We start from the raw sequence: 19,179 nt of genomic DNA on the forward strand, positions 1-19,179 counted from the left end.
TTCCCTGATTAAAGATCAGAAACGGATACCTGCTTCCAGGAAAAGCTGGTTCTGATCCTCGATATTATTATCGATACTCACATCTGGATCTGTGTTCATGTAATGTTGCACTGTAACAGCAAACTCGGCCGTGTACCGGGGCTGAAGGAACGATTTTGCCAGGCGAAGGTCGAGGCGCTCAAACCTGGATTCTTTGAGTTGATCTGCCCAATAAAAGGCGGTGGAGCCTTTCAGACCGAACGGCAAGTTCTGAATCAATACGATACTGCCGGAGTGCCTTGCCGAAAGTCTTCCCAGAAGAGCTACCTTGTACTTCTTTTCCTTGTAGTTGGTAGTCTCGTTATTAGAAATTTCTGGACCGTTGTACCAGTCGTCCTGATCAAGATAGCCGTAGCTGACTCTGAATGTTGTTCCGGGGTAATCCAGGGCTGCTTCCACTTCAAAACCTTTCTGGTCGATATCCACGTTGTTGTCGATCGTCCAGTCTTGGAACCCTATGATGCCGCTTATCATATCCCGCATCTTGTCCTTGAATACCCTGACTTCGAGAGAGAACTGGCCTTGATCCAGAGGGAATTGCCCGAAATAACTGATTTCTCGGGAAATAATGTTCTCTTCTTCAAGCGTTCCCGCACGAGTATCAAGGGGGGATTCTACCCGATAGCCCTCGAGTAAAGCGTATTGCGCCGGCGCGATATCTCTCAATGTATACCCATATTCCGGGTTCTGCTCAAAACTATCAGGTGTGCGCACAGCTTTCGAATACACAAACCTTAGCGCGTGATTGTTTCCAAGTGTGAAATTTGCAGCAAATCGGGGTGAAAAGTAGCCCTCGTCGGTGGTTGTCGTGCGCTCCCAGTTACCGCCACCATTTAATGTGAGCCAGTCGATAGGGGTATATTCCAGGTTACCAAATACTCGCGACTGGTAGCTGGTCCCCCGCCCGTTGAAAAAGGTCTCAGACCGAAACGTGTCTTTGCGATAACCCAATCCGGTAACGAGCTTCAACTCATCGCTAAATAACAACGTATCCTGAAATTCGAATTCCAGTCTGGAGTCTTCGGAGTCTGAGTTTACGTTGGCGGTCAGTGGCGTGCCGCCTGCTTGAAAGCAGTTATTAGCTTCGTCAAATACATCGGCACCGATGATGAGGCAATTTACCACTGATTCGGGTACTTCTATGGGCCAACGCTGTCTGCGATTGAAATTCTCGAAGTTCACCTGAACGTGAAAAAAATGGGTTCTCGATGTGGTGAAGTTAAGCTGCGTCTGAAGATAATAGTCCCGCACGTCGATGTCCGGGTTGTCAGTGGCGCCGAGTTCGCCGTCTTTAAAAAAATCTTCTTCGTTTATTCCATCTACTACGCCGAGGCGAATATCTGCATTAAAGCCGGAGTTAACCTTGAGTCGTGAGTCATAGTTGAAAACATTGATATCATGGCCGCTGTTAAAAGGTATAGGCTCTTCGTCGTCATCAAGTTGATAATCAAAACCGCCGAATTTGCGCTTTTCAAACGCTAACCGCCAGTCGTAGCTGTCGCTGACATCGCCAACGGAAGCAAAGGTACGGTGATAGTCTCTGGAGCCTCCAACAACGCGAATCTCTGTACCGGCGGTATCGGCCGGATTGCGGGTAATGATGTTGATGGTACCCAGAAAGGCATTAATGCCATAGGCGGCAGAATTCGGGCCCCGGCTTACTTCAATTCTTTCGATAAGCTCCAGCGGAACCGGCATGGTTTGCCAGTCCATATCAGACAGGGTAGCGCGGTGCGCGGTGCGGCCATCAACCAGAACCTGCATGCGCCGTTGTTCATAATGTACAGTGCCATGATAGGTGGTGACTGGAGTGCCGCTGCCCACATCTCCAACAACCATCCCCGGGACAAGGCGGAATATCTCCGCCAGACTCATTATGCCGAGGTCACGAATCATCGCGCCGTCGATAACGGTGGTCGTTCCGGGCACCCTTGTTTTGGGCTGCCGTAACCGGGTAGTCGTCAGTACTTCCGGTATCTCGTCGTTGAATCCGTAGAAACCAATCTGGCCAGATTCTTCGGAAAGCGGCTGCGCAAGGGTTGGAGTCGAGAGTAGCAATCCCAGAATCCCTCTCGTTAAAAACTTGAGGGTACAGGGCGAGGAACGCCGTCGACTGTGATCTCTGAAATTCGTAACGGACATGGGTGTCGTTCTATAATTGCCGAGTTAAAAGCGAAATAACAATTTTCTTGTGTTTTTCACTATCGTATTTGACTACATGGTGTTTGTCTCTCAAAAATGTCATGAATTACAAGGGTAGGAGTAAGCCTGATATGAATTGCTGGGAAATTCTTGGAATTGAGCCTACCCGCGATCGCCAGAGGGTTCAGGACGCATACGAGAACCAGCTTCGGTTTGCGTCGGATAGCGAAGCTGTCCAGCTGAAAGAAGCGTTCCGGGAAGCGATTGGTGAGCCGGTTGAAGAGACGCCCGTAGCCCCGGCAGTAAGTTCAGAAACTCGGGAGCTGGATGCCTCGGAAAGCCAGGTTGCCCGTGAGGTTGTTATTCAGATCAAGGCGCTTTTGAATGACTCTGGCAGGACTTCGGATGCCGGAATATGGAAAGCCATTCTCTGCGAGCCCCCGGCTGACCAGTTGCCCGTGCGCCGGGAGATAGGCCGGCAATTGGAGCCCCAGCTTCGCCCCATGGCTGAAAATGGCAGTTTTCCCGGGCCGGTTGTGCGTTTTCTGGCAGAATGGTTTGACTGGCACAGCCTTCAGGACGCCGTAGCTCTGGAAGATGAGCGTAGTTATCCAGAGCCGGATATGGCAGAGGAGGGGATAGAGTCAGAGCCTCCGCAAATGGTCAATTTCTGGCCGGCGGTTATCGGTTGGGTTATCGGGCTTGTCATACTCGCCATGCTTTTTGGCGGCATGGGCGGTGGCTGACGTCACCACCCGCTCACGCTTTATCCGTTTCTGTTTGCGCTGATCTGGACTCGGCAATTTTGTCCCGGTATTTCTGGGCCAGAATCGCGCCGAGAATTATTTGAACCTGGTTGTAGCACATGATCGGCAAAACGATCATGCCAAACCCGGGGTGCCCGGAGAATAGCACCTTTGCCATTGGCAGCCCGGAAGCCAGGCTCTTTTTGGAGCCGCAGAAAACTACCGCCGCTTCGTCTTCCAGACTGAACCCGAACCGCCGCACCAGCAACCTCGCAAAAAACATAAACAATGCCAGCAAGGCGATGCACAGCAGGATAGTGAGGACAATGGCTTTTGCAGGCAGGTTTTGCCAGAGCCCGCTTTCCACTGAATGCGAGAAGGCGGAATACACGATCAGCCAGATTACGCATTTATCGTAGCGCGCCATCAGGCTTTCATTGCGCGCCAAATACCCTCCCAGAACCGGTCTCATGGCATGCCCCACTGCAAACGGTAATAACAGCTGCAAGACGATATCTTTCAGGGCTTCGCCCACCGCAAAGTCGCCGCTACCGGCGGAACTCACGAGCAAGAGAAGCAAGAAGGGTGTGAGCATCATGCCAAACACATTGGATGCCGCAGCGCTGCAGATGGCTGCAGGGACGTTCCCGCGCGCCATGGCGGTATAGGCAATGGATGAGGATACCGCGGAGGGGAGTACTCCCAGGTAGAGAAAACCAAGGCCCAGGTCTGCCGGCATCCAAGACGGTGCAAAACTGCTCATGCCGTTAATGGGGAGCACAACCAGAGGGAAGAACACGAACGTGAGCAGGGTGATGAGAATGTGCAGTCGCCAGTGTGAAGCGCCGGCAACAATCTGCTCCCTCGACAGTGCGGCACCATGAAAGAAGAAGAGCAGGGCGACGGCTACTGTCCCGGCACTGGCCAGAACATCCCCGGCAGAGCCTGTTGCGGGCAGAAATGAAGCCAGGACAATGGCGCCTAGCAGCAGGATGGTAAAGATGTCTGGTTTGAACTTCATGATCAGGAGCCTCTCTTGCGAAGCGCTTTGAGGCTGGGGGCAAGAAGCTCTCGGGCAAGCTTTTCAGCTTTTACTGAATCCTGTCGGCGCACCGCGGCCAGCAGCAGTTCATGATCTTCCTGCGATGGCTCGGGTAAGTCCGCGTCGCTTTCAGTGCGTTCGATTGTCTGCGTGATGGCGTGGGAGAAGTAATCATAGAGCTCCGCCAATGCAGAGTTATGGGATGCAGCCACCAGTGCATGGTGAAAGGTCTCGTCATGGCGAATGCGGGCTTCGAGGTTGGTATCCGCTTTGCCTCTTGCATCCAGCGCCATGGTCATGGTGCGGAGGTCGTGGTCTGTGCGTCGTTGCGCTGCGAGTTTTGATGCTTCTGTTTCGAGCATGATCCGGACCTCCAACTGGTCCGTGAGTTGGGTGCGGGCGATGCGTTTGAGAGTTTCCCCGGCATCTCGGGTGGCCCGTACATAGGTGCCATCGCCCTGTCTGGTTTCCAGCATCCCGACATGGGCCAGTACTCGCACGGCTTCACGAACGGTGTTTCTGCTCACTCCAAGAGCGTCTGAAAGCTCTGATTCCACGGGCAGTTTGCCGCCTATCGGCCACTGCTCGGTTTCTATGGCGTGTCTCAGGCTTTCTATCGCAGTTTCCACCAACGAGCCTTTCTGGATTCTTTTCAACATGAGCCTATCATCCGTTTAACCGATCATCCAATCATCCTATGTATTTGTGGGCAATGCAAACTCTGAAGCTAAAGGCGGGTATCACCCGGGCGGATCGAGTAGTTGATAGTCAGCTGTGTCGGCGTGGCGGGTGGAAAAACGATAGGAAAAGGTGAAGCCTGGCCAGTTCAGGGTGTTCTTTCCGTTGGCATCGAGGTACCAGGAATTGCAACCAGAACTCCACACGCTGCCTTCAAGCCCCTGTTGAACAACGCTGGAATAGCGTTCCTGGCGATCTTTTCGAACGTCCATGGCGGCACCGGGATACTTTTGCAGAACCTTCAGGCAATCGAGTACATAGTTAAATTGTGATTCCAGCATGTACAGAATGGAATTGTGCGCCAGATTGGTATTCGGCCCATACAGCATAAAAAGATTCGGGAAGCCGGAGACCGTAATGCCTTTGAAGGCAACAGCGCCATCTTGCCAGGCTTCGTTAAGCGTTTTTCCTCCGCGCCCGGTTACACGAATTGGAGACAGGAACTCCGAGGCACGGAAGCCGGTTCCAAAGATAATGGCATCAACAGGATAGTGGTCACCGGACCGTGTCTGGACGCCAGTGCTGTCGATCTTTTCGATCGGGTCTGTAACCAGGTCCAGATTGGGTCGGTTAATGGCTGGATACCAGTCATTGGAAATCAGAATCCGCTTACAACCAATCTGGTAATCGGGAATGATGTGTTTGAGCTTTTCCGGATCCGAAACATATTTGGTGGCCTCCGTTTTGGCCTGTCTGGCAAATATGTCGAGCAGGCGACTGAAACGGGTGAACGCCAGGCCCCGGCTTTCGTTCTTCCAATAAATCAGATAGCGGTAAAGCCTGTCCCAAATGGGAATGACCTTGAACAGGGTTTGCTCCCAGCGTTTGAAGGGCCTGTCTGCTTTTGGCAGAACCCAGGCGGCTGAGCGTTGAAACAGGGAAAGCGATTGAACCTTGCCAGCAATTTCCGGTACGAACTGAATCGCGCTGGCTCCGGTACCGATAACCGCAACGCGCTTGTCCGTAAGATCATAAACATGATCCCAACGTGCCGAGTGAAAGCAGGTTCCTTCAAAATCGTTCATGCCTTTGATATCGGGCCACGCAGGCTGATTCAACTGGCCGGTTGCCGTGATGACGACTTGTGCTTCGAGAGTTTCACCGCTGGTAAGTCTTAGCGACCAGAGGTTGAGGCTTTCGTCAAACGTCGCTTCCGCCACTTCGCAGTTGAAACGGATCTGATTTCCAAGGCCGTACTTTTCAACGCAGTGTTCCATGTACCCGAGGAGTTCATGCTGTAGCCCGAATTTGCGCGACCAGTCGTGTTTGGGTTCGAAAGAGTAGGAGTAAAAGTGCGATTGCACATCGCAGGCAGCGCCGGGGTATGTGTTGTCGCGCCAGGTACCACCAACGTGGCTGTCTTTTTCCAGCAGTGTGACCCGCTCAAAGCCTGCTTTTTTTAGTTGAATCGCCATGCCCAGGCCGCCAAACCCGGTTCCGATTATGATGATTGAGGGCTGTGTACTGCTGTTTTGCTGAGTCATATCTGCTGGTCCAACCGTTTTATTATAATAGTGACGCATTGTTCATTATACGCACCTGGCGTAACGCGCGGTATGGCAGTTTAGGACAGTGTGGGTGGCTGCACAGAGTGTACTGCCCGGGGGGCGGGCAGGAACGGTTTGATGAGGGTGTCTGGTATGGCTGCCCAGGTTAATCCTGAGCAGCGTTCAGAAGGTCTGGCTTTTTCAGAGCTTTCTGGAAGAGATCTTTGTCCTCGGCGATGGCCATGGCGCACTTTTCGGCCATATCATCGCCCAGGCCTTCAACTTTCCGCGCCAGAAAAACCTGAATTTCTTCCGCCAGCTCGAGTATTTTGTCTCGGGCATCAGCGTCTGCTTTTGAAGTGAAAAGCATGGTGTCAGGGTTTTTTAATGCCATATCCAGGCCGTCCCTATCGGAAAAATAGACTGCTTGTACCGCCATGGTCATTCCTCGCAGTGAATGTCTGCTTTACTGTATAAGCATACAGTGTATCCGACTATCACATAGAAAAACACCCATGAGCGGCGAAAGCTGTCAGCTCGTCGGGAAGGCTTTTAAAATTCCAATTAATAGCGTAACAGCGCCGAACCCCAGGTAAAGCCGCCGCCAAACGCCTCAAGCAAAATAACCTCATTGCGTTGAATACGCCCGTCTCTGACCGCAACATCCAGGGCAAGGGGAATGGAAGCAGCGGAGGTGTTGCCGTGTTCGTTGACGGTAACAACCACCTGGTCCATGGACATATTCAGTTTTTTTGCGGTGGCAGAAATGATTCGGAGGTTGGCCTGATGGGGAACCAGCCAGTCAATATCAGACTTTTTCATTCGGTTTGCTGCCAGGGTCTCGTCAACAATCTTGCCCAGGGTGTTTACAGCAACTTTGAAGACTTCGTTGCCTTTCATTTCCACGAAAGCCAGCCCGGCTTTTACCTGATCGTAGCCATCGGCAATGCCGCAGGGAACATGCAGGAGTTTTTCGTACTTACCGTCTGCGTGGATGTGCGTGGAAAGAATCCCGGTTTCTTCATGTGCTTCAAGAATAACAGCGCCCGCACCGTCACCGAATAGCACGCAGGTGCCTCGATCTGACCAGTCTATGATGCGAGAAAACACTTCCGCACCCACAACCAGTGCCTTTTTACTGCTTCCGGTTTTTATGAATTTGTCGGCAACCGAGAGAGCGTAGACAAAGCCGCTGCATACCGCTTGTATGTCGAAAGCCGGGCAGCCACGAATACCCAGCCGTGCCTGCAGAATGCAGGCAGAACTCGGGAAAATCTTGTCGGGAGTGGATGTGGCAAAAATGATCAGATCGATATCGCTGGCATCGATACCAGCGGCCTCTATGGCATTGAGCGCGGCCTGCTCGGCCAGGTCCACTGTTGTCTGGCCCTCAACAGCAATGTGCCGCCGTTCGATTCCTGTGCGCTCACGGATCCACTCGTCTGTGGTATCGACTGTCTTTTCGAGGTCTTTATTGGTAACTATATTCTCTGGCAGATAAGAGCCAGTGCCGGCAATACGTGCAAAGGTCATTCGCGAAAATCCCACGGTGTGTCCGATTAGGGAGCAATATGCATCTATAGCGCCCTTATGATGTCTCGGGCACTCAATGCGTTTTAAACGCTCCTTGGCTTGCGAGCATGCTATACCTCTGAACCTTTGTCTGTTATTAGCGGTTTGTCAAAGACACCGGTGAAAACTTCCGTTTGGCCGGTCTTTTTCATCCGGTGTCTGATTCGTTTCTGGGGCTTCTAATCAACAAAGCTGGATTGACTTGCGATCAGGGGTGAGAGGGCAACATTCCAGTGTTGCATGCCGCTTCGGCTATACACGTAATGTCCACTGATAGATTTGATTTGAGGTATCTGGTGGGGCTTCAGGCCATTAAGAATCAGTGATGCCAGCCGGGCACCCGTGACCCCCTCCTGGTAGGCGGAAACGGTAAATCCGCCGATGCCCTGATTTTCCCCGATGAAAATATCCCAGAATGAAAATATGGGAACTTGAGAGCGAATGAACGCCTGATCCATCAGATCCCTGGGTTGGATGTATTTATCGTTTCGGTCACGGATGGTGTGATGGGTGCCTACGATGATCGCATCATATCGCTCGTGTGCTGTGAAAACGGCGTTTAGCCAGGCGTCCTTATCGTTGGTGAGCACGATATCGAGATGAGAGCCATGAAGCCTGGTTTGACGAACATCTCCGAAATATTCCTCAACCGCATTTCTCATAGTTGGTGAATCGTCCATCAAGACCAGAAAGCGTTCATTTTGCTTCAGTACCTTACGCATATGGCGAACGTTCTCAGCAAAGAAAGGGCGCTCAAGAATACCGGTGACAAGGGGGTGCGTCAGCGCTGGGTGCTGGTCAGGGCCACCATTTACTCCGAAAAAGACCACAGGGATTTCGTTGTCGGCAAGGTGCTGTGCCATGAGTGTAAATGCGTTGTCATCACCCAATATCGCAACGTCCGGTTTTATTTCAGCCACAGTTTGCTGGATGCTTGCTACTTTCTGAGGCCACTCTGATTTAGGTAGGCGCTTGGTATCGAGCGCCAGTACGCGGATGTCATATTTAGCCCCCAGGACCGATTCGATGGCGCGGAGGTAATCAGCATCCCATTTGTATTCATCGTGATAGCTTTCGATAACGACGACGGTTTTTCCGAAACATAAAGGGCTGACCAGTAAAAGAGCTAGGATAAGAAAACGCATGAAATGACCTTTTATTGTTTTTTGGCTGAAAGGAAAGCGGGCCAGACGGCCGAGTAATCTGAGGTGATACACCCCGGAGTACTTAAGCAAAAACCAGGCCTGCGTTTATCTATCTGTTTTTAAATGGTTTGGTGATACTTTCATGATGCCAGTGTCTGGAATTGCAGACGCCTGTGTCTGGCGTTCCGGACAATGCTGGCGACAAACACATGATCAACAAAGGAGCTGGAATGAACTCGCACAATAGTTTTCTGAAACGATCCGGTATTCGGTATCCCATCGTTCAGGCGCCAATGGCCGGGGTCTCGACGCCTCAACTTGCGGCTTCCGTTACCAATGCTGGTGGCCTGGGTTCCTTGGGAATAGGCGCAAGCTCTCCAGCTCAGGCCAGGGAAATGATCAAGCAGACTCAGGCTCTGACCACTGGGCCATTCAATGTGAATGTGTTTTGTCATCAGCCTGCGCGACGAGATCCTGCCCGGGAGGCCAACTGGTTGAAGTACCTGGCACCCTTGTTCGCTGAAGCGGGCGTGGAGCCACCGGATTCGCTCAGTGAAATTTACACATCGTTTGTTGAAGACGCCGAAACGCTCGAAATGCTGCTTGAGCTGAAACCTGCGGTTGTCAGTTTTCACTTTGGTATTCCATCGCCTGAATACATTTCGGTATTGCAGGGAGCAGGAGTCTATACCATGGCCACGGCCACAAGCCCGGGCGAAGCAGCGCAGATTGAAGCGGCTGGAATTGACGCCATCGTGGCACAGGGAATTGAAGCTGGCGGACACAGGGGGATTTTCAATACGGAAGCTACAGATGAAGGTTTGAGCACTCTGGTTCTTGTACGATTGCTATCACGCCAGACAGCTCTGCCTGTTATCGCTGCCGGTGGAATCATGGACGGTTTTGCCATGAAAGCCGCGATGGCTTCCGGTGCAGCTGCTGTGCAGCTCGGCACCGCGTTTGTTCTATGCTCGGAATCCGCTGCAAATGATGCATACCGGGCAGCACTGAAAAGCGAAAGAGCAAAGCAAACGCGACTAACCAAAGTGCTCTCCGGCAGGCCGGCACGGGGGATCGTCAACCGGCTCATTTCGTTTGGCGAAGCCAAAGACAGCCCACCGCCAGCCGATTACCCGGTTGCCTATGATGCAGCTAAATATCTCAATGGAGCGGCGTCCAGACTTGGCAACCATGAATTCGCTGCGCAATGGGCGGGGCAAGGAGCACCTTTGGCGCGGGAGTTACCGGCCGCGGATTTGATGGCATTGATTCTCAGGGAAAACGTATCATAACCGATTGACAGGTTTGCAAGCATCGGGGGATGCCGCCAGCCACTCCAGTATCTGATCGTGCACCACCTTGTTGTCGAGTAAGTCCAGGTGATTCAGATTTTCGAACACGCGACAGTTTTCGGGGCTTATGGAGAGCTTCTTTAAATTATCAGAATGATGCCCTTTTGCGCTGCCCAGTCGAACGAGAAGGTCGCCTACCATCATGCTGGTAAAGTCGGAGACGTTCTTACCAATGGCTGCAGCTATAAAGAAGTGCCGCGTGCCTTCTCGCAGCGGAACCGGCTGGCGGTAGTCCGGGTGGAAGTCATCCTGATCGATACCCTCCCAGTCATCGTCCAGTAAATTGCCGTGTCGCAGGTCCTTGATACCTGCGCTGGTGTGCTGGCCCAAAGCAAACGGACTGGCGTAACGGAATTTCTTCATAACGAAGGTCAGCATATTTCCGGCCTTGGCTACGGCTGAGCCATGATGAGGCGAGCCGAGATAAAGGGCATTTTTCAAAAGCCCGGTCCACGGCAGGTTGAGTTCACTGCTGTACCAGCAGGCGCTACGAATAACGAGCCCTCCCATGCTGTGGCCAATCAGGGTAAGCTCCTCGATCTCAACTGGCCAGGATTCAACTAAATTCTCAAGTAACTGACTTAACTCCTCGCCATTGTGTGAAATATGCTTTCCAGTATTGTAATTCAGATACAAGGGTGTGAAGCCAGACTCACGTTGCAACTCCGTACCCAGGTCCCCTTCATTGTGTCCTTTCCAGTACTCATGGGAGAGGCATAAACCATGAACCAATACTACGATTTTTGAGCTGGCATCCTGAATTGAGGCAAAGCCATTCACAGAGCCTGGCCCGACTTTCTGACCAGCGCTGTTTCGAAAATGCATGGGAATGGCCAGGGGATTGTTGCTGGCTTCCAGATGATCCCCGCATACTCCGTTCAGTGCGGCTGCAACCTTCACGCTTTGTGATGACTTCAGGATATCCTCCTGGGCTGAGAATTTGTCAAGCGACCGATGTAGCTCCTGTTGCAGCAATGAAGTGGTCGACTGGATGACCTGGTAAGTCCGGCCCTGAGACCCCTCCTCAGGAGGCACTCCCGCCATGTCGCGCAGTCGATTCAGTGGGTTCACTTCCCTCGCAATAGTGCGATGCGTTCTTTCGACAATCTGAGTAACGCCACTGGTAACATCCAGGAGTAGTTGGGCGGAACCGTGTATCGATTTGATTGATACCATTTTACTGTGCTCCAGAAGTCGTTCAGAACGTTCTCATCATAGGATAGAACACTATCCGGCAAATCCTGGCGCACGCAAATGGCCCGTTTTCAGATAAATGGTGACAACTCGGCATCAATGCCGCTTTCCAGCGTAAATGACAAGATTCGGAGTACAAACTCAAGGCTATCAAAAAAATACAATTGTTGTTATATTGTTCACATATGAACAGCATGCGGTGAGGAGTGCACCATGACAGCTGTGGTTGAACGTAAAAGCGCGGAAGGCGACCGTGAAGCCGAGAAAGGGCGCGTTGCGCTAAAGGGATTCTTTCGGGTAACGGAAGAATGGGGGTGTAATGCTGAAGAGCGCAGCAAGCTTCTTGGCGGTCCATCCAGGACAACGCTTTATAACTACGCAAAGCTTAATCCGACCAAACTTTCCAATGACACAATGGAGCGAATAAGCTACATCCTGGGCATCTACAAGGCTCTTCAGCTTCTGTATCCGACTCATGAGCGAGCGAATCGCAGGATCCGCCTTAAAACGTCTGAAGTGCCCTTTGGCGGAAAGTCGGCGATGGAGTTCATGACGCAAGGCTCGATGATGAACCTTATGTTGGCCCGTCAGTATTTTGATGCCAAACGGGGGTGGTGATGTTCTCCACCCCCCCTTTACACCTCCCTGAGTGGGATACCTATCGAATCATCCCCAGCCATTATCCACCCATAGACCTTTTTGAGCGCATCTACGATCCAGAGGAATTCGAGCTTGCGTTCGAGATCGAAGGCATGACAAATCCACGGTTGCGGGATCAGGTAGGGGATATTGAACTCGTTCGTCCTGACGACAGAGTCAGCGGGCCAGGCAGTACCCCTGTGATGGCATCGTTTACCCATCTGGGCTTTGGAAGTCGCTTCGCCGACAGGCATTTTGGGGTTTACTACGCAGCCAGCAGCCTTGATGCTGCAATCCGGGAAACCGTTTATCACAAAGAACGTGAAATGGCGGCCGCGAATGAAGATTCAATAGCGCTTACCATGCGCGCCTACATTGGTAGTGTGGCGCTGGACATGCACGACATTCGGGGCCCAGAGTTTGCAGATTTGCATAATCCGGATGCGGATGATTACGTGTTGAGCCAGAAGTTTGCAAGTCGTTGGCGCACCAAAGGATCAAACGGGCTTTTATACAACAGTGTCCGGTGCCCCGGCAGCGAATGTATCGCTGCGTTCAAACCGCGAGCCGTTTCTATTCCAGTGCAAGGACCTCACTTGAAATACTTCTGGGATGGAGACAAGCAACGTATTACTCATTGGGCAGAAATAGGGGAGGCGCACGTGTTAAGCGGGCATTGAGCCCTTCCTGTAACTTTCATAAAACTGACTCTGGCGAATAGATCTTATGAACATAATTATTATCGGTGCAGGGATTATGGGGACCACCTTTGCCACTTTGGCAAAAGAGCTGGCACCGGAGCTGGATATCACAGTTCTTGAACGGCTTGACGGCCCCGGGGCAGGAAATTCCTGGGTGTTCAATAACGCCGGCACCGGGCATGAGGCGAATTGTGAGCTCAATTACACCCCGGTGGACGAAGAGGTTATTTCGGTTGATAAGGCGGTGAAAATTCACGCCCAGTTCAATGTGGCCAAACAGTTCTGGGCCTATCTCGTCCAGAAGGGCGCTATCAAAGACCCTAAATCGTTCATAAACCAGACCAAGCACTGCACTATTGTTTCCGAATCGGCGATCGAAGAACTGCGGTTACGCTTCAAGGAAATGTCCGCCCACCATTTTTTCGAGCAGATGCGCTATTCCGAAGATTTCGACGAGATCAAAAGCTGGATTCCCTACACCATGGAGGAGCGTCCCCGCCACGAAAAAATGGCAGCGACCGCGATCGAAACGGGTACGGACGTCAACTTTGGTTCGCTGACCGAGCAAATGGCCAGTTATGCGGTTAAAGATCTGGGTGTAAAGATTGAATACGGCACCCATGTTAAACGTGTGCATCGAAGCCCAGCCGGGAGCTGGCTTGTTGAAACCAAGAATAAGGGGGTTGATCGGCAGTACAAGGCGGACGTGCTTTTCGTCGGTGCCGGAGGGGGCGCATTCCCGATTCTGAAAAAGAGCCACCTGCCTTTCTCCCGTCGGTTCACCGGCTTCCCCGTTGGTGGTCGCTTCTTGCAGGCGCCGATCAGCGCCGAGCAGGCTACGCAATACCGGGCGAAAACCTATGGCAAAGCGAAGGTTGGTGCGCCTCCGATGTCTGTCCCGCATCTGGATCTTCGGGTCGCTGATGGCCAGCACTACCTGCTGTTCGGCCCCTTCGCGTCGTTCAAACCTGTGCTTGAGAGAGGCCGTGGTTTCCTCGATTACCTGCGCTCCATGCGCCTGCATGATATTCCGGGCTTGCTGAACGTGGCAATTGAGCACTTTCCTTTGGTCAAGTATCTGGTTTCGGAGACCTTCAAAGGTGAGAAAAGCATGTTCAAGGAGCTGGATAACTTCGCCCCGGGCATGAGTAAAAAGTTCAACTGGAAGGCAGTTGAGGCAGGGCAGCGTGTGCAGATCATCCGGGATGGTGACCTGCAGATGGGCACCGAGATTCTGGTATCAAGTGACAAAACCTACGGCACACTGTTAGGTGCATCACCCGGGGCGTCGGTATCGCCGGAAGTCATGTTGCGTTGCCTGGAGCAGATTCTTCCATCTATTTTTACCAGTGAGGAAGCGGGTAAAAAGATGAAAGATATCTTCCCCGAGGACAACCTGGATACCCTGGCCCATAATCCGGAGCGTTACCGAGAGGTTCGAGATGCCGTCAATGGGCTGCTGGGTATTACTGAATCACTCTATTAATTCTATCTCGCTCGGGCGCCAGGTTTTGTTGATCCAGGGTTCAAGTGGGCCGTACATCCGCAGGATGGCGAACCAGCTTTTTCCTGGTAGGGTCTGCAACCAGTTACCTTCTTTTCCTTTTGGCGCCTTTGGTGCGAAATAGAGCTCGTAGGAACCGTCCGCATTTTTTTCAATGCGACTATCCTGACTGCCGAGCGTCGGGAACGGTTGAGATGTCTGTAGTAGTGAACGTGTCTGGGTATCGTAGATAGTGACGGCCCAGAAATTGTTCACAGGCACGTTAGGTGGCAGGTGTAGCTTGTAGCTTTTGGAGCCGTCAAATGCCTTCTTGTTGGCATCCAGATAGGCAATGCCATAATCGGAGCCGGCGCCTGCTCTCGTCATTGCCATGGCCGGAGTGACGCCAGTAGCGTTGAAGTAGAACAATACCCGAGCATCGGGATTCATGGCTCCATCAGCTGTGAACGAGGTGTTTTTGTTCGCGTATCCCATGGTCCAGGCGCTGTGAGTATCGGGATAGATTTCCACACCATCGATGCGAGGCTGGTAGGTGATGGCACGTGCGGTGGCGGCGCCTATGTCAGCGGCCTCGGCCAGTAGCTTCTGCATGCGCGCATCGGGATTGAACGGCTGGCCCTTGACGATACCGATGGCAGCCAGAGTGCCGCGCACCTCAGGCCCTATGGCATCAATTGGTTCTTCCTGAACAACCTGGTTCAGGCCTTCATAGAAGCTCAGATCTCGGGTCACTAAGGTGTTGTAGCTTGTGCCGGAGATATTGACAAACTCCGTATCAGGCGGATTGTCGGCCTTGGACAGTGGATAGATCTTGAGTTGGGATTTGATATTTTTGACGGCTGGCTCCAGGCCTTTGGCGATGGAGCCGCGCAAGAACATCAGGTTATGGTAAGTGGGCATCTTGACGACGAAATACCCCTCAGGCACCTCGCCGTCATAGCCTGGAGGCAACAGCAGATACTTACCGCCTTTTCCTTTGTCCGGGCCGGGCAGCCCCATGTTTTCAATATAGCGAAACCAGGCGTCGTCCAGAAAGCCGAGCATGCCTGGTGGCAATTCGACCACCAGCGCACCGTCGACTTTCAGGTCGAGATAGGTCAACGCATACAAAGTGGAGGTATTGCCGGTCAGGTACAGGGATTCCGGCTTGAGCAGTTGCTCGGTGATGCTGACTTTGTTTGACGTCGCGCCGATGGCTGCATTGCCTTTGCGCATGGCAAACAGCGAAGCGGCACCCTGATTGTCGAGGTATGCCTCGACTGCCCGCATGCGATCAAGGTTGTCATAAACTGTGTCGATGGTGGCGTCGGTGGGAACGCCATCAAAGAATTCCAACGTGCCAATAGGCGTCTCGAGTGTATCCGGAATAGAAATGGACTCCAGCTCAGCCTTCGACACCTCGGCTGACGCAGGAAGGCTAGCGACTGCCATAACGATTGTTGTTGCAATAATTCGGGTGATCATTTCGTTACCCCTTTGGAGCTGCTCTCTACCAACTCAATTTCCCGGTCGTTGTCTGCCTGTGCCGTGCCGGCGTTAAATAACAGCGCGGTGGCGAGATGCGATGCGATCGCTGGCTTGTTCATTATTTTTCCTTGCCATTATTGAGAGGTTAAAGAGACTTTTCGACCTTGGGCATGTTGTATGTGCCGTTCGTCAGCGGGGCATAAGGCCCATAGAACCGCGCTGTAAACCTGAACCCTTCAGCCGGAGCCGGGAGCCAGTTCTTTGCCTGATCCGGATCGGTGGGTTTCTCGTTCTGCACGTAGATCACCAGCTTGCCGTCTTTGGCAACGAGGTCGCCGGCCTCCAGCATGAAACTGTTCACGGTATAGCGGTTGATCTCGTTGGCGACGAAATATCCGTTGGCGTCATAGATCGGGATCGACCAGAATTGGGTTACCGGTGGCAGGTCGTTCATGTCGAAGGTCAGCGTATATTTGTTGTCGCCGGTCAGTGGTTTGGCATCGGCGTCGGTGAACAGGAATGCACCGGAGTGGGAGATGTTTTTGTCTGGAGCCGCCCAAGCTGCATCGGCAATGACTGCTCTGTCCATCCATCTGGTTTCAAAGCCACCATCATTGCGCACGATGCCCCAACCGTTCATGTTGATGAGGTTTGTTTTCAACGTTTTGCGCACACTCTCGAAACCCGCTTTGAATCCGTTCTCCAAGGCTTTTTTCTGTTCTGCCGTCAGCTTTGACCAATCGAAGTTCATTCCTTTGCCAATTCCGATTGTTTCGAGTTGGGCAAGCATCTCGGTTTCCAGAAGCGAATCTTCAATCACTTGCATGGTTGGATCGTTCAGGATGGTGTTGAGCAGGGTGTAGTACTGCTCAGCTGTCTGCTTGTCTACTTGTCCAACCGCATACTCCGGCAATCCGGCAGGGATGGGAAAATCGCCCGGCACAATGGCTCGGTCTGCCTGGGCCACGCCTTTATGTCCGTTCGACAGCCAGTCCGCCAGAGGCGTCATGGTAATTTGGTCCTGGTAAGCATTAATGGTTTTGATTTCGGCATCCGACCCAGTCTCAACACCCATGCGGACAACGCCGTAGGCAGTTTTCGCTGGCCATTGAACTATGTCTGTTGTCGGGAAGTCAGCCGGCACCGTTCCAGAAAAGTCCGGTGGAAGGAGAATGTAGCTGCGGGCCTTGGTGCCATTAAAGGGCGACCCAACGATCATCCTGAAGATTCCATACTGGTCCATGATCTGAACGCTGAAATAGCGGTCGGTGATTTCCGGAACCTCAATAACGACAGGCCCGTCACGCAAATCCAGGAAACCGGACCCATAAAGTGTTGTTGCGTTCGGTGTCACAACGGGGAAATCCGGAGTGATCTGTTTCCGCACCCAGAACAAACGGTTCAGCCCCGAGTAGATATCATTGCTTGCTGCATCGTTCTGGGTATAGATCCAGCGCTGGCCGTAAAAGATTGCCTGCTGGAGACCGTAAGTATAAGCCTGCTCGGCGATCGTTTCGGGTTTGTGCTCAGTGTTTGAAACAGCCTGAGCAACTGCTGCGAAACCGATCAAGGCAATCACCATCATCAGCTTCAAGGAAAGTTTTTTTGCCGACGTCACAGCCGTTCTATATTCCATGTTTTTTAATCCTTTATTTTATGCACCAAAAGTGAGCTTCATAACGCTTAGCATTACCCGTTCGCTCATATCGCGCTATCAATTATGCGCAAGGCATTGCCGAATTCAGGGCGTATTTTCAAGAGCGACACTGGCTGACTGCTTGTTGCTAATTTTGTAGCGGTGACGTGTTATCTGGCCTATGCTTTGATGTGCCTATCAAAAAAGCGCAGGAAGCGTTCCATGAGTGAAGGGTTCTATATTTTAGGGAAGCAATACCATCCCCCGGCTCGATATCACGATCTGGACGAGGTTAATCATGCCGTTAGTGGCGCTAATCTCGAATTTGTCCAACTGAAGCCCGGAAACCTCGATATTGCGCTTGATCAGATTTCACTGGGTGATGTTTCAATTGATCTCGGCACCATCAACCTGCCTATCCGCATGATGGGCGAACTTGACCCGACGCGGTTCAGCATTGGCGCTTTCACTAAGGGGGCTCATGCGAACTGGAATGGCAACTCTGTCGATGAATCGCAATTGCTGTTCTGCAAGCCAGGTGAGGAAATCAGCGGGTGTGCGTCGACAATCTATGGGTGGACTTCTCTGGTTATTCTCCCCGAGTGGATCGAGTCAATTGAACAAACCACTTTGCGCACGAACCTGACTCAGATCACCTCCTGTACATCCATAAGGCCTGATCCGGAGAGATTAAAAGACCTGTGGCAAGCCATTGAAAACATAGTACAGCCCGCTGAAATTCCGCTGGATACTCGTGCAGCCGATTGGCTGGTTACCGATCTTCGTAATGCGCTGGGCGCCGCCCTGAGCTCTATCGACGTTGCTCCAGCGAAAGTCATGTCTCAGGCCCGGGGGCATTTCATTATCGCCAAGCGTGCCGAATGTTATATGCGGGAGAGGATCGCAGAACCGGTGAGCATCGACGAACTGTGTGTGGCCATGAACGCCAGCCGTCGATACTTGGAATACGCCTTCGCAGAGGCCTTTGGAACAAGCCCTTCACGCTACTTTCGCTTGATGCGGCTGCACCAGGTGCGCAAGAGACTTAAAGCTTCAGGCGGCGGAACAACTGTCACCAATGAGGCCTTCGGGCTCGGCTTCAACCACCTGAGTCTGTTTACCACCCAGTACAAGAATGCATTCGGTGAATGTCCAAGTGCCACGCTTGCGCGAGCGACCATATAGATACGTAAGCCTGATTTCCTGTCCCTTCTCGCCAATCGATACCGTGCGTATTCGCGATAGCGAAGCTATTTCTCACCTGATTAGAATCAACTCTTACGCAACCTGGTATCCAGGAGTGGCTGCCATTAATAAGACCATGCAAATGAAGGGATCGAACCATCCTGACAGGCTGAATGAAGCGCTCACCTATATCACGCAACACATGAAAGAAAGAATCCAGCTCGGTCAGCTTTCTGAAGTGTCAGGTGTGAGCAAGCGGACGCTTGGTTATCTTTTTTTGCGCACTTACGGTATTACACCCATGGCCTTCGTTAAACGGGAGCGTTTGATGAAAACCAGGAGGCTACTGCAGCATGCCGACCCATCTACAGCCACGGTTGCGAATATCGCGCGCGAATGCGGCTTCACCCACATGGGGCAGTTTTCGATCGACTACAAGCGACTGCTTGGCGAATCGCCGTCAGATACTTTGAATTCACACCCACGACCTGAGCGGATATCGGACTGGCAGTAATCAACTGATAGAAGTACTTGTTTGTGTTTAAACACTGCGCAGATTGATGCTCAATCTGCGCAGGCGAAATGCACGG

General features: G+C 52.2%; 18 protein-coding genes. 7 read left to right on the forward strand and 11 right to left on the reverse strand.

Annotated features, from left to right (window positions below; genetic code table 11):
- Positions 1-15: 15 nt before the first annotated feature.
- Entirely contained in the window at positions 16-2,097 is a 2,082-nt protein-coding gene (locus Q4501_RS08905) for a TonB-dependent siderophore receptor (RefSeq protein ID WP_303595866.1), read from the reverse strand.
- Between the two features lie 215 nt (positions 2,098-2,312).
- Here Q4501_RS08905 and Q4501_RS08910 point away from each other — a divergent pair, with 215 nt between their 5' ends.
- Positions 2,313-2,927 (forward strand): J domain-containing protein, encoded by a 615-nt coding sequence (locus Q4501_RS08910; RefSeq protein ID WP_303595867.1) that lies wholly within the window; start codon positions 2,313-2,315, stop codon positions 2,925-2,927.
- Positions 2,928-2,940: 13 nt separating this feature from the next.
- Here the strand turns inward: Q4501_RS08910 and Q4501_RS08915 are convergent, their stop codons facing one another.
- The 6 genes from Q4501_RS08915 to Q4501_RS08940 all read right to left on the reverse strand — a co-directional run bounded on the left by Q4501_RS08915 (position 2,941) and on the right by Q4501_RS08940 (position 8,911).
- A complete protein-coding gene (locus Q4501_RS08915) occupies positions 2,941-3,948 on the reverse strand; it encodes a bile acid:sodium symporter family protein (protein ID WP_303595868.1) in 1,008 nt (335 codons plus the stop codon).
- A 2-nt stretch (positions 3,949-3,950) separates the two neighbouring features.
- The gene (locus tag Q4501_RS08920; protein WP_303595869.1) at positions 3,951-4,628 is read right to left on the reverse strand and encodes a FadR/GntR family transcriptional regulator; all 678 of its coding nucleotides are present in this window, start codon (positions 4,626-4,628) and stop codon (positions 3,951-3,953) included.
- An 81-nt stretch (positions 4,629-4,709) separates the two neighbouring features.
- Positions 4,710-6,191, reverse strand: a complete 1,482-nt coding sequence (locus Q4501_RS08925; RefSeq protein ID WP_303595870.1) for an NAD(P)/FAD-dependent oxidoreductase — start codon at positions 6,189-6,191, stop codon at positions 4,710-4,712.
- A 169-nt stretch (positions 6,192-6,360) separates the two neighbouring features.
- Positions 6,361-6,633 (reverse strand): YebG family protein, encoded by a 273-nt coding sequence (locus Q4501_RS08930; protein ID WP_303595871.1) that lies wholly within the window; start codon positions 6,631-6,633, stop codon positions 6,361-6,363.
- Positions 6,634-6,758: 125 nt separating this feature from the next.
- Positions 6,759-7,727, reverse strand: coding sequence for a beta-ketoacyl-ACP synthase III (locus tag Q4501_RS08935; protein WP_303595872.1), 969 nt, complete (start codon positions 7,725-7,727; stop codon positions 6,759-6,761).
- A 218-nt stretch (positions 7,728-7,945) separates the two neighbouring features.
- Positions 7,946-8,911 (reverse strand): ABC transporter substrate-binding protein, encoded by a 966-nt coding sequence (locus tag Q4501_RS08940; RefSeq protein ID WP_303595873.1) that lies wholly within the window; start codon positions 8,909-8,911, stop codon positions 7,946-7,948.
- Between the two features lie 230 nt (positions 8,912-9,141).
- Here Q4501_RS08940 and Q4501_RS08945 point away from each other — a divergent pair, with 230 nt between their 5' ends.
- Positions 9,142-10,203 (forward strand): nitronate monooxygenase family protein, encoded by a 1,062-nt coding sequence (locus Q4501_RS08945; protein ID WP_303595874.1) that lies wholly within the window; start codon positions 9,142-9,144, stop codon positions 10,201-10,203.
- Here Q4501_RS08945 and Q4501_RS08950 read toward each other — a convergent pair.
- A complete protein-coding gene (locus Q4501_RS08950) occupies positions 10,198-11,439 on the reverse strand; it encodes a triacylglycerol lipase (protein WP_303595875.1) in 1,242 nt (413 codons plus the stop codon). The genes Q4501_RS08945 and Q4501_RS08950 overlap by 6 nt on opposite strands.
- Before the next feature lie 231 nt (positions 11,440-11,670).
- Here Q4501_RS08950 and Q4501_RS08955 point away from each other — a divergent pair, with 231 nt between their 5' ends.
- Genes Q4501_RS08955 through Q4501_RS08965 form a run of 3 tightly spaced genes read left to right on the forward strand, consistent with a single transcriptional unit; the run spans position 11,671 to position 14,283 of the window.
- On the forward strand, positions 11,671-12,075 hold the full coding sequence (locus Q4501_RS08955; RefSeq protein WP_303595876.1) for an antitoxin Xre-like helix-turn-helix domain-containing protein: 405 nt from the start codon (positions 11,671-11,673) through the stop codon (positions 12,073-12,075).
- Complete coding sequence (locus Q4501_RS08960; protein ID WP_303595877.1) at positions 12,075-12,776, forward strand: RES family NAD+ phosphorylase; 702 nt, start codon at positions 12,075-12,077, stop codon at positions 12,774-12,776. Before Q4501_RS08955 ends, Q4501_RS08960 begins: the two co-directional genes overlap by 1 nt.
- Positions 12,777-12,822: 46 nt before the next feature.
- Positions 12,823-14,283, forward strand: a complete 1,461-nt coding sequence (locus tag Q4501_RS08965) for a malate:quinone oxidoreductase (RefSeq protein WP_303595878.1) — start codon at positions 12,823-12,825, stop codon at positions 14,281-14,283.
- Here the strand turns inward: Q4501_RS08965 and Q4501_RS08970 are convergent.
- The 3 genes from Q4501_RS08970 to Q4501_RS08980 are packed head-to-tail and all read right to left on the reverse strand — an operon-like array spanning position 14,272 to position 17,404.
- Positions 14,272-15,765, reverse strand: coding sequence for a DUF1254 domain-containing protein (locus tag Q4501_RS08970; protein WP_303595879.1), 1,494 nt, complete (start codon positions 15,763-15,765; stop codon positions 14,272-14,274). The genes Q4501_RS08965 and Q4501_RS08970 overlap by 12 nt on opposite strands.
- A complete protein-coding gene (locus Q4501_RS08975) occupies positions 15,762-15,887 on the reverse strand; it encodes a hypothetical protein (protein WP_303595880.1) in 126 nt (41 codons plus the stop codon). Before Q4501_RS08975 ends, Q4501_RS08970 begins: the two co-directional genes overlap by 4 nt.
- Before the next feature lie 26 nt (positions 15,888-15,913).
- Positions 15,914-17,404 (reverse strand): DUF1254 domain-containing protein, encoded by a 1,491-nt coding sequence (locus Q4501_RS08980; protein WP_303595881.1) that lies wholly within the window; start codon positions 17,402-17,404, stop codon positions 15,914-15,916.
- A 222-nt stretch (positions 17,405-17,626) separates the two neighbouring features.
- Between Q4501_RS08980 and Q4501_RS08985 the strand changes: the two genes are divergently transcribed.
- Together Q4501_RS08985 and Q4501_RS08990 are read left to right on the forward strand one after the other, a co-directional pair.
- Entirely contained in the window at positions 17,627-18,589 is a 963-nt protein-coding gene (locus Q4501_RS08985; protein ID WP_303595882.1) for an AraC family transcriptional regulator, read from the forward strand.
- A gap of 115 nt (positions 18,590-18,704) precedes the next feature.
- The gene (locus tag Q4501_RS08990; RefSeq protein WP_303595883.1) at positions 18,705-19,103 is read left to right on the forward strand and encodes a helix-turn-helix domain-containing protein; all 399 of its coding nucleotides are present in this window, start codon (positions 18,705-18,707) and stop codon (positions 19,101-19,103) included.
- The last annotated feature ends 76 nt before the right edge of the window (positions 19,104-19,179 follow it).

This window comes from Marinobacter sp. 2_MG-2023 (assembly GCF_030546935.1).
Lineage (GTDB): Bacteria > Pseudomonadota > Gammaproteobacteria > Pseudomonadales > Oleiphilaceae > Marinobacter.

Coding starts and splice junctions, on each gene's coding strand:
- Q4501_RS08980 (WP_303595881.1), bottom strand. CDS start 17,404: ATGGAATATAGAACGGCTGTGACGTCGGCAAAAAAACTTTCCTTGAAG.
- Q4501_RS08960 (WP_303595877.1), top strand. CDS start 12,075: ATGTTCTCCACCCCCCCTTTACACCTCCCTGAGTGGGATACCTATCGA.
- Q4501_RS08950 (WP_303595875.1), bottom strand. CDS start 11,439: ATGGTATCAATCAAATCGATACACGGTTCCGCCCAACTACTCCTGGAT.
- Q4501_RS08925 (WP_303595870.1), bottom strand. CDS start 6,191: ATGACTCAGCAAAACAGCAGTACACAGCCCTCAATCATCATAATCGGA.
- Q4501_RS08970 (WP_303595879.1), bottom strand. CDS start 15,765: ATGATCACCCGAATTATTGCAACAACAATCGTTATGGCAGTCGCTAGC.
- Q4501_RS08915 (WP_303595868.1), bottom strand. CDS start 3,948: ATGAAGTTCAAACCAGACATCTTTACCATCCTGCTGCTAGGCGCCATT.
- Q4501_RS08935 (WP_303595872.1), bottom strand. CDS start 7,727: ATGACCTTTGCACGTATTGCCGGCACTGGCTCTTATCTGCCAGAGAAT.
- Q4501_RS08945 (WP_303595874.1), top strand. CDS start 9,142: ATGAACTCGCACAATAGTTTTCTGAAACGATCCGGTATTCGGTATCCC.
- Q4501_RS08920 (WP_303595869.1), bottom strand. CDS start 4,628: ATGTTGAAAAGAATCCAGAAAGGCTCGTTGGTGGAAACTGCGATAGAA.
- Q4501_RS08965 (WP_303595878.1), top strand. CDS start 12,823: ATGAACATAATTATTATCGGTGCAGGGATTATGGGGACCACCTTTGCC.
- Q4501_RS08955 (WP_303595876.1), top strand. CDS start 11,671: ATGACAGCTGTGGTTGAACGTAAAAGCGCGGAAGGCGACCGTGAAGCC.
- Q4501_RS08985 (WP_303595882.1), top strand. CDS start 17,627: ATGAGTGAAGGGTTCTATATTTTAGGGAAGCAATACCATCCCCCGGCT.
- Q4501_RS08930 (WP_303595871.1), bottom strand. CDS start 6,633: ATGGCGGTACAAGCAGTCTATTTTTCCGATAGGGACGGCCTGGATATG.
- Q4501_RS08910 (WP_303595867.1), top strand. CDS start 2,313: ATGAATTGCTGGGAAATTCTTGGAATTGAGCCTACCCGCGATCGCCAG.
- Q4501_RS08975 (WP_303595880.1), bottom strand. CDS start 15,887: ATGAACAAGCCAGCGATCGCATCGCATCTCGCCACCGCGCTGTTATTT.
- Q4501_RS08940 (WP_303595873.1), bottom strand. CDS start 8,911: ATGCGTTTTCTTATCCTAGCTCTTTTACTGGTCAGCCCTTTATGTTTC.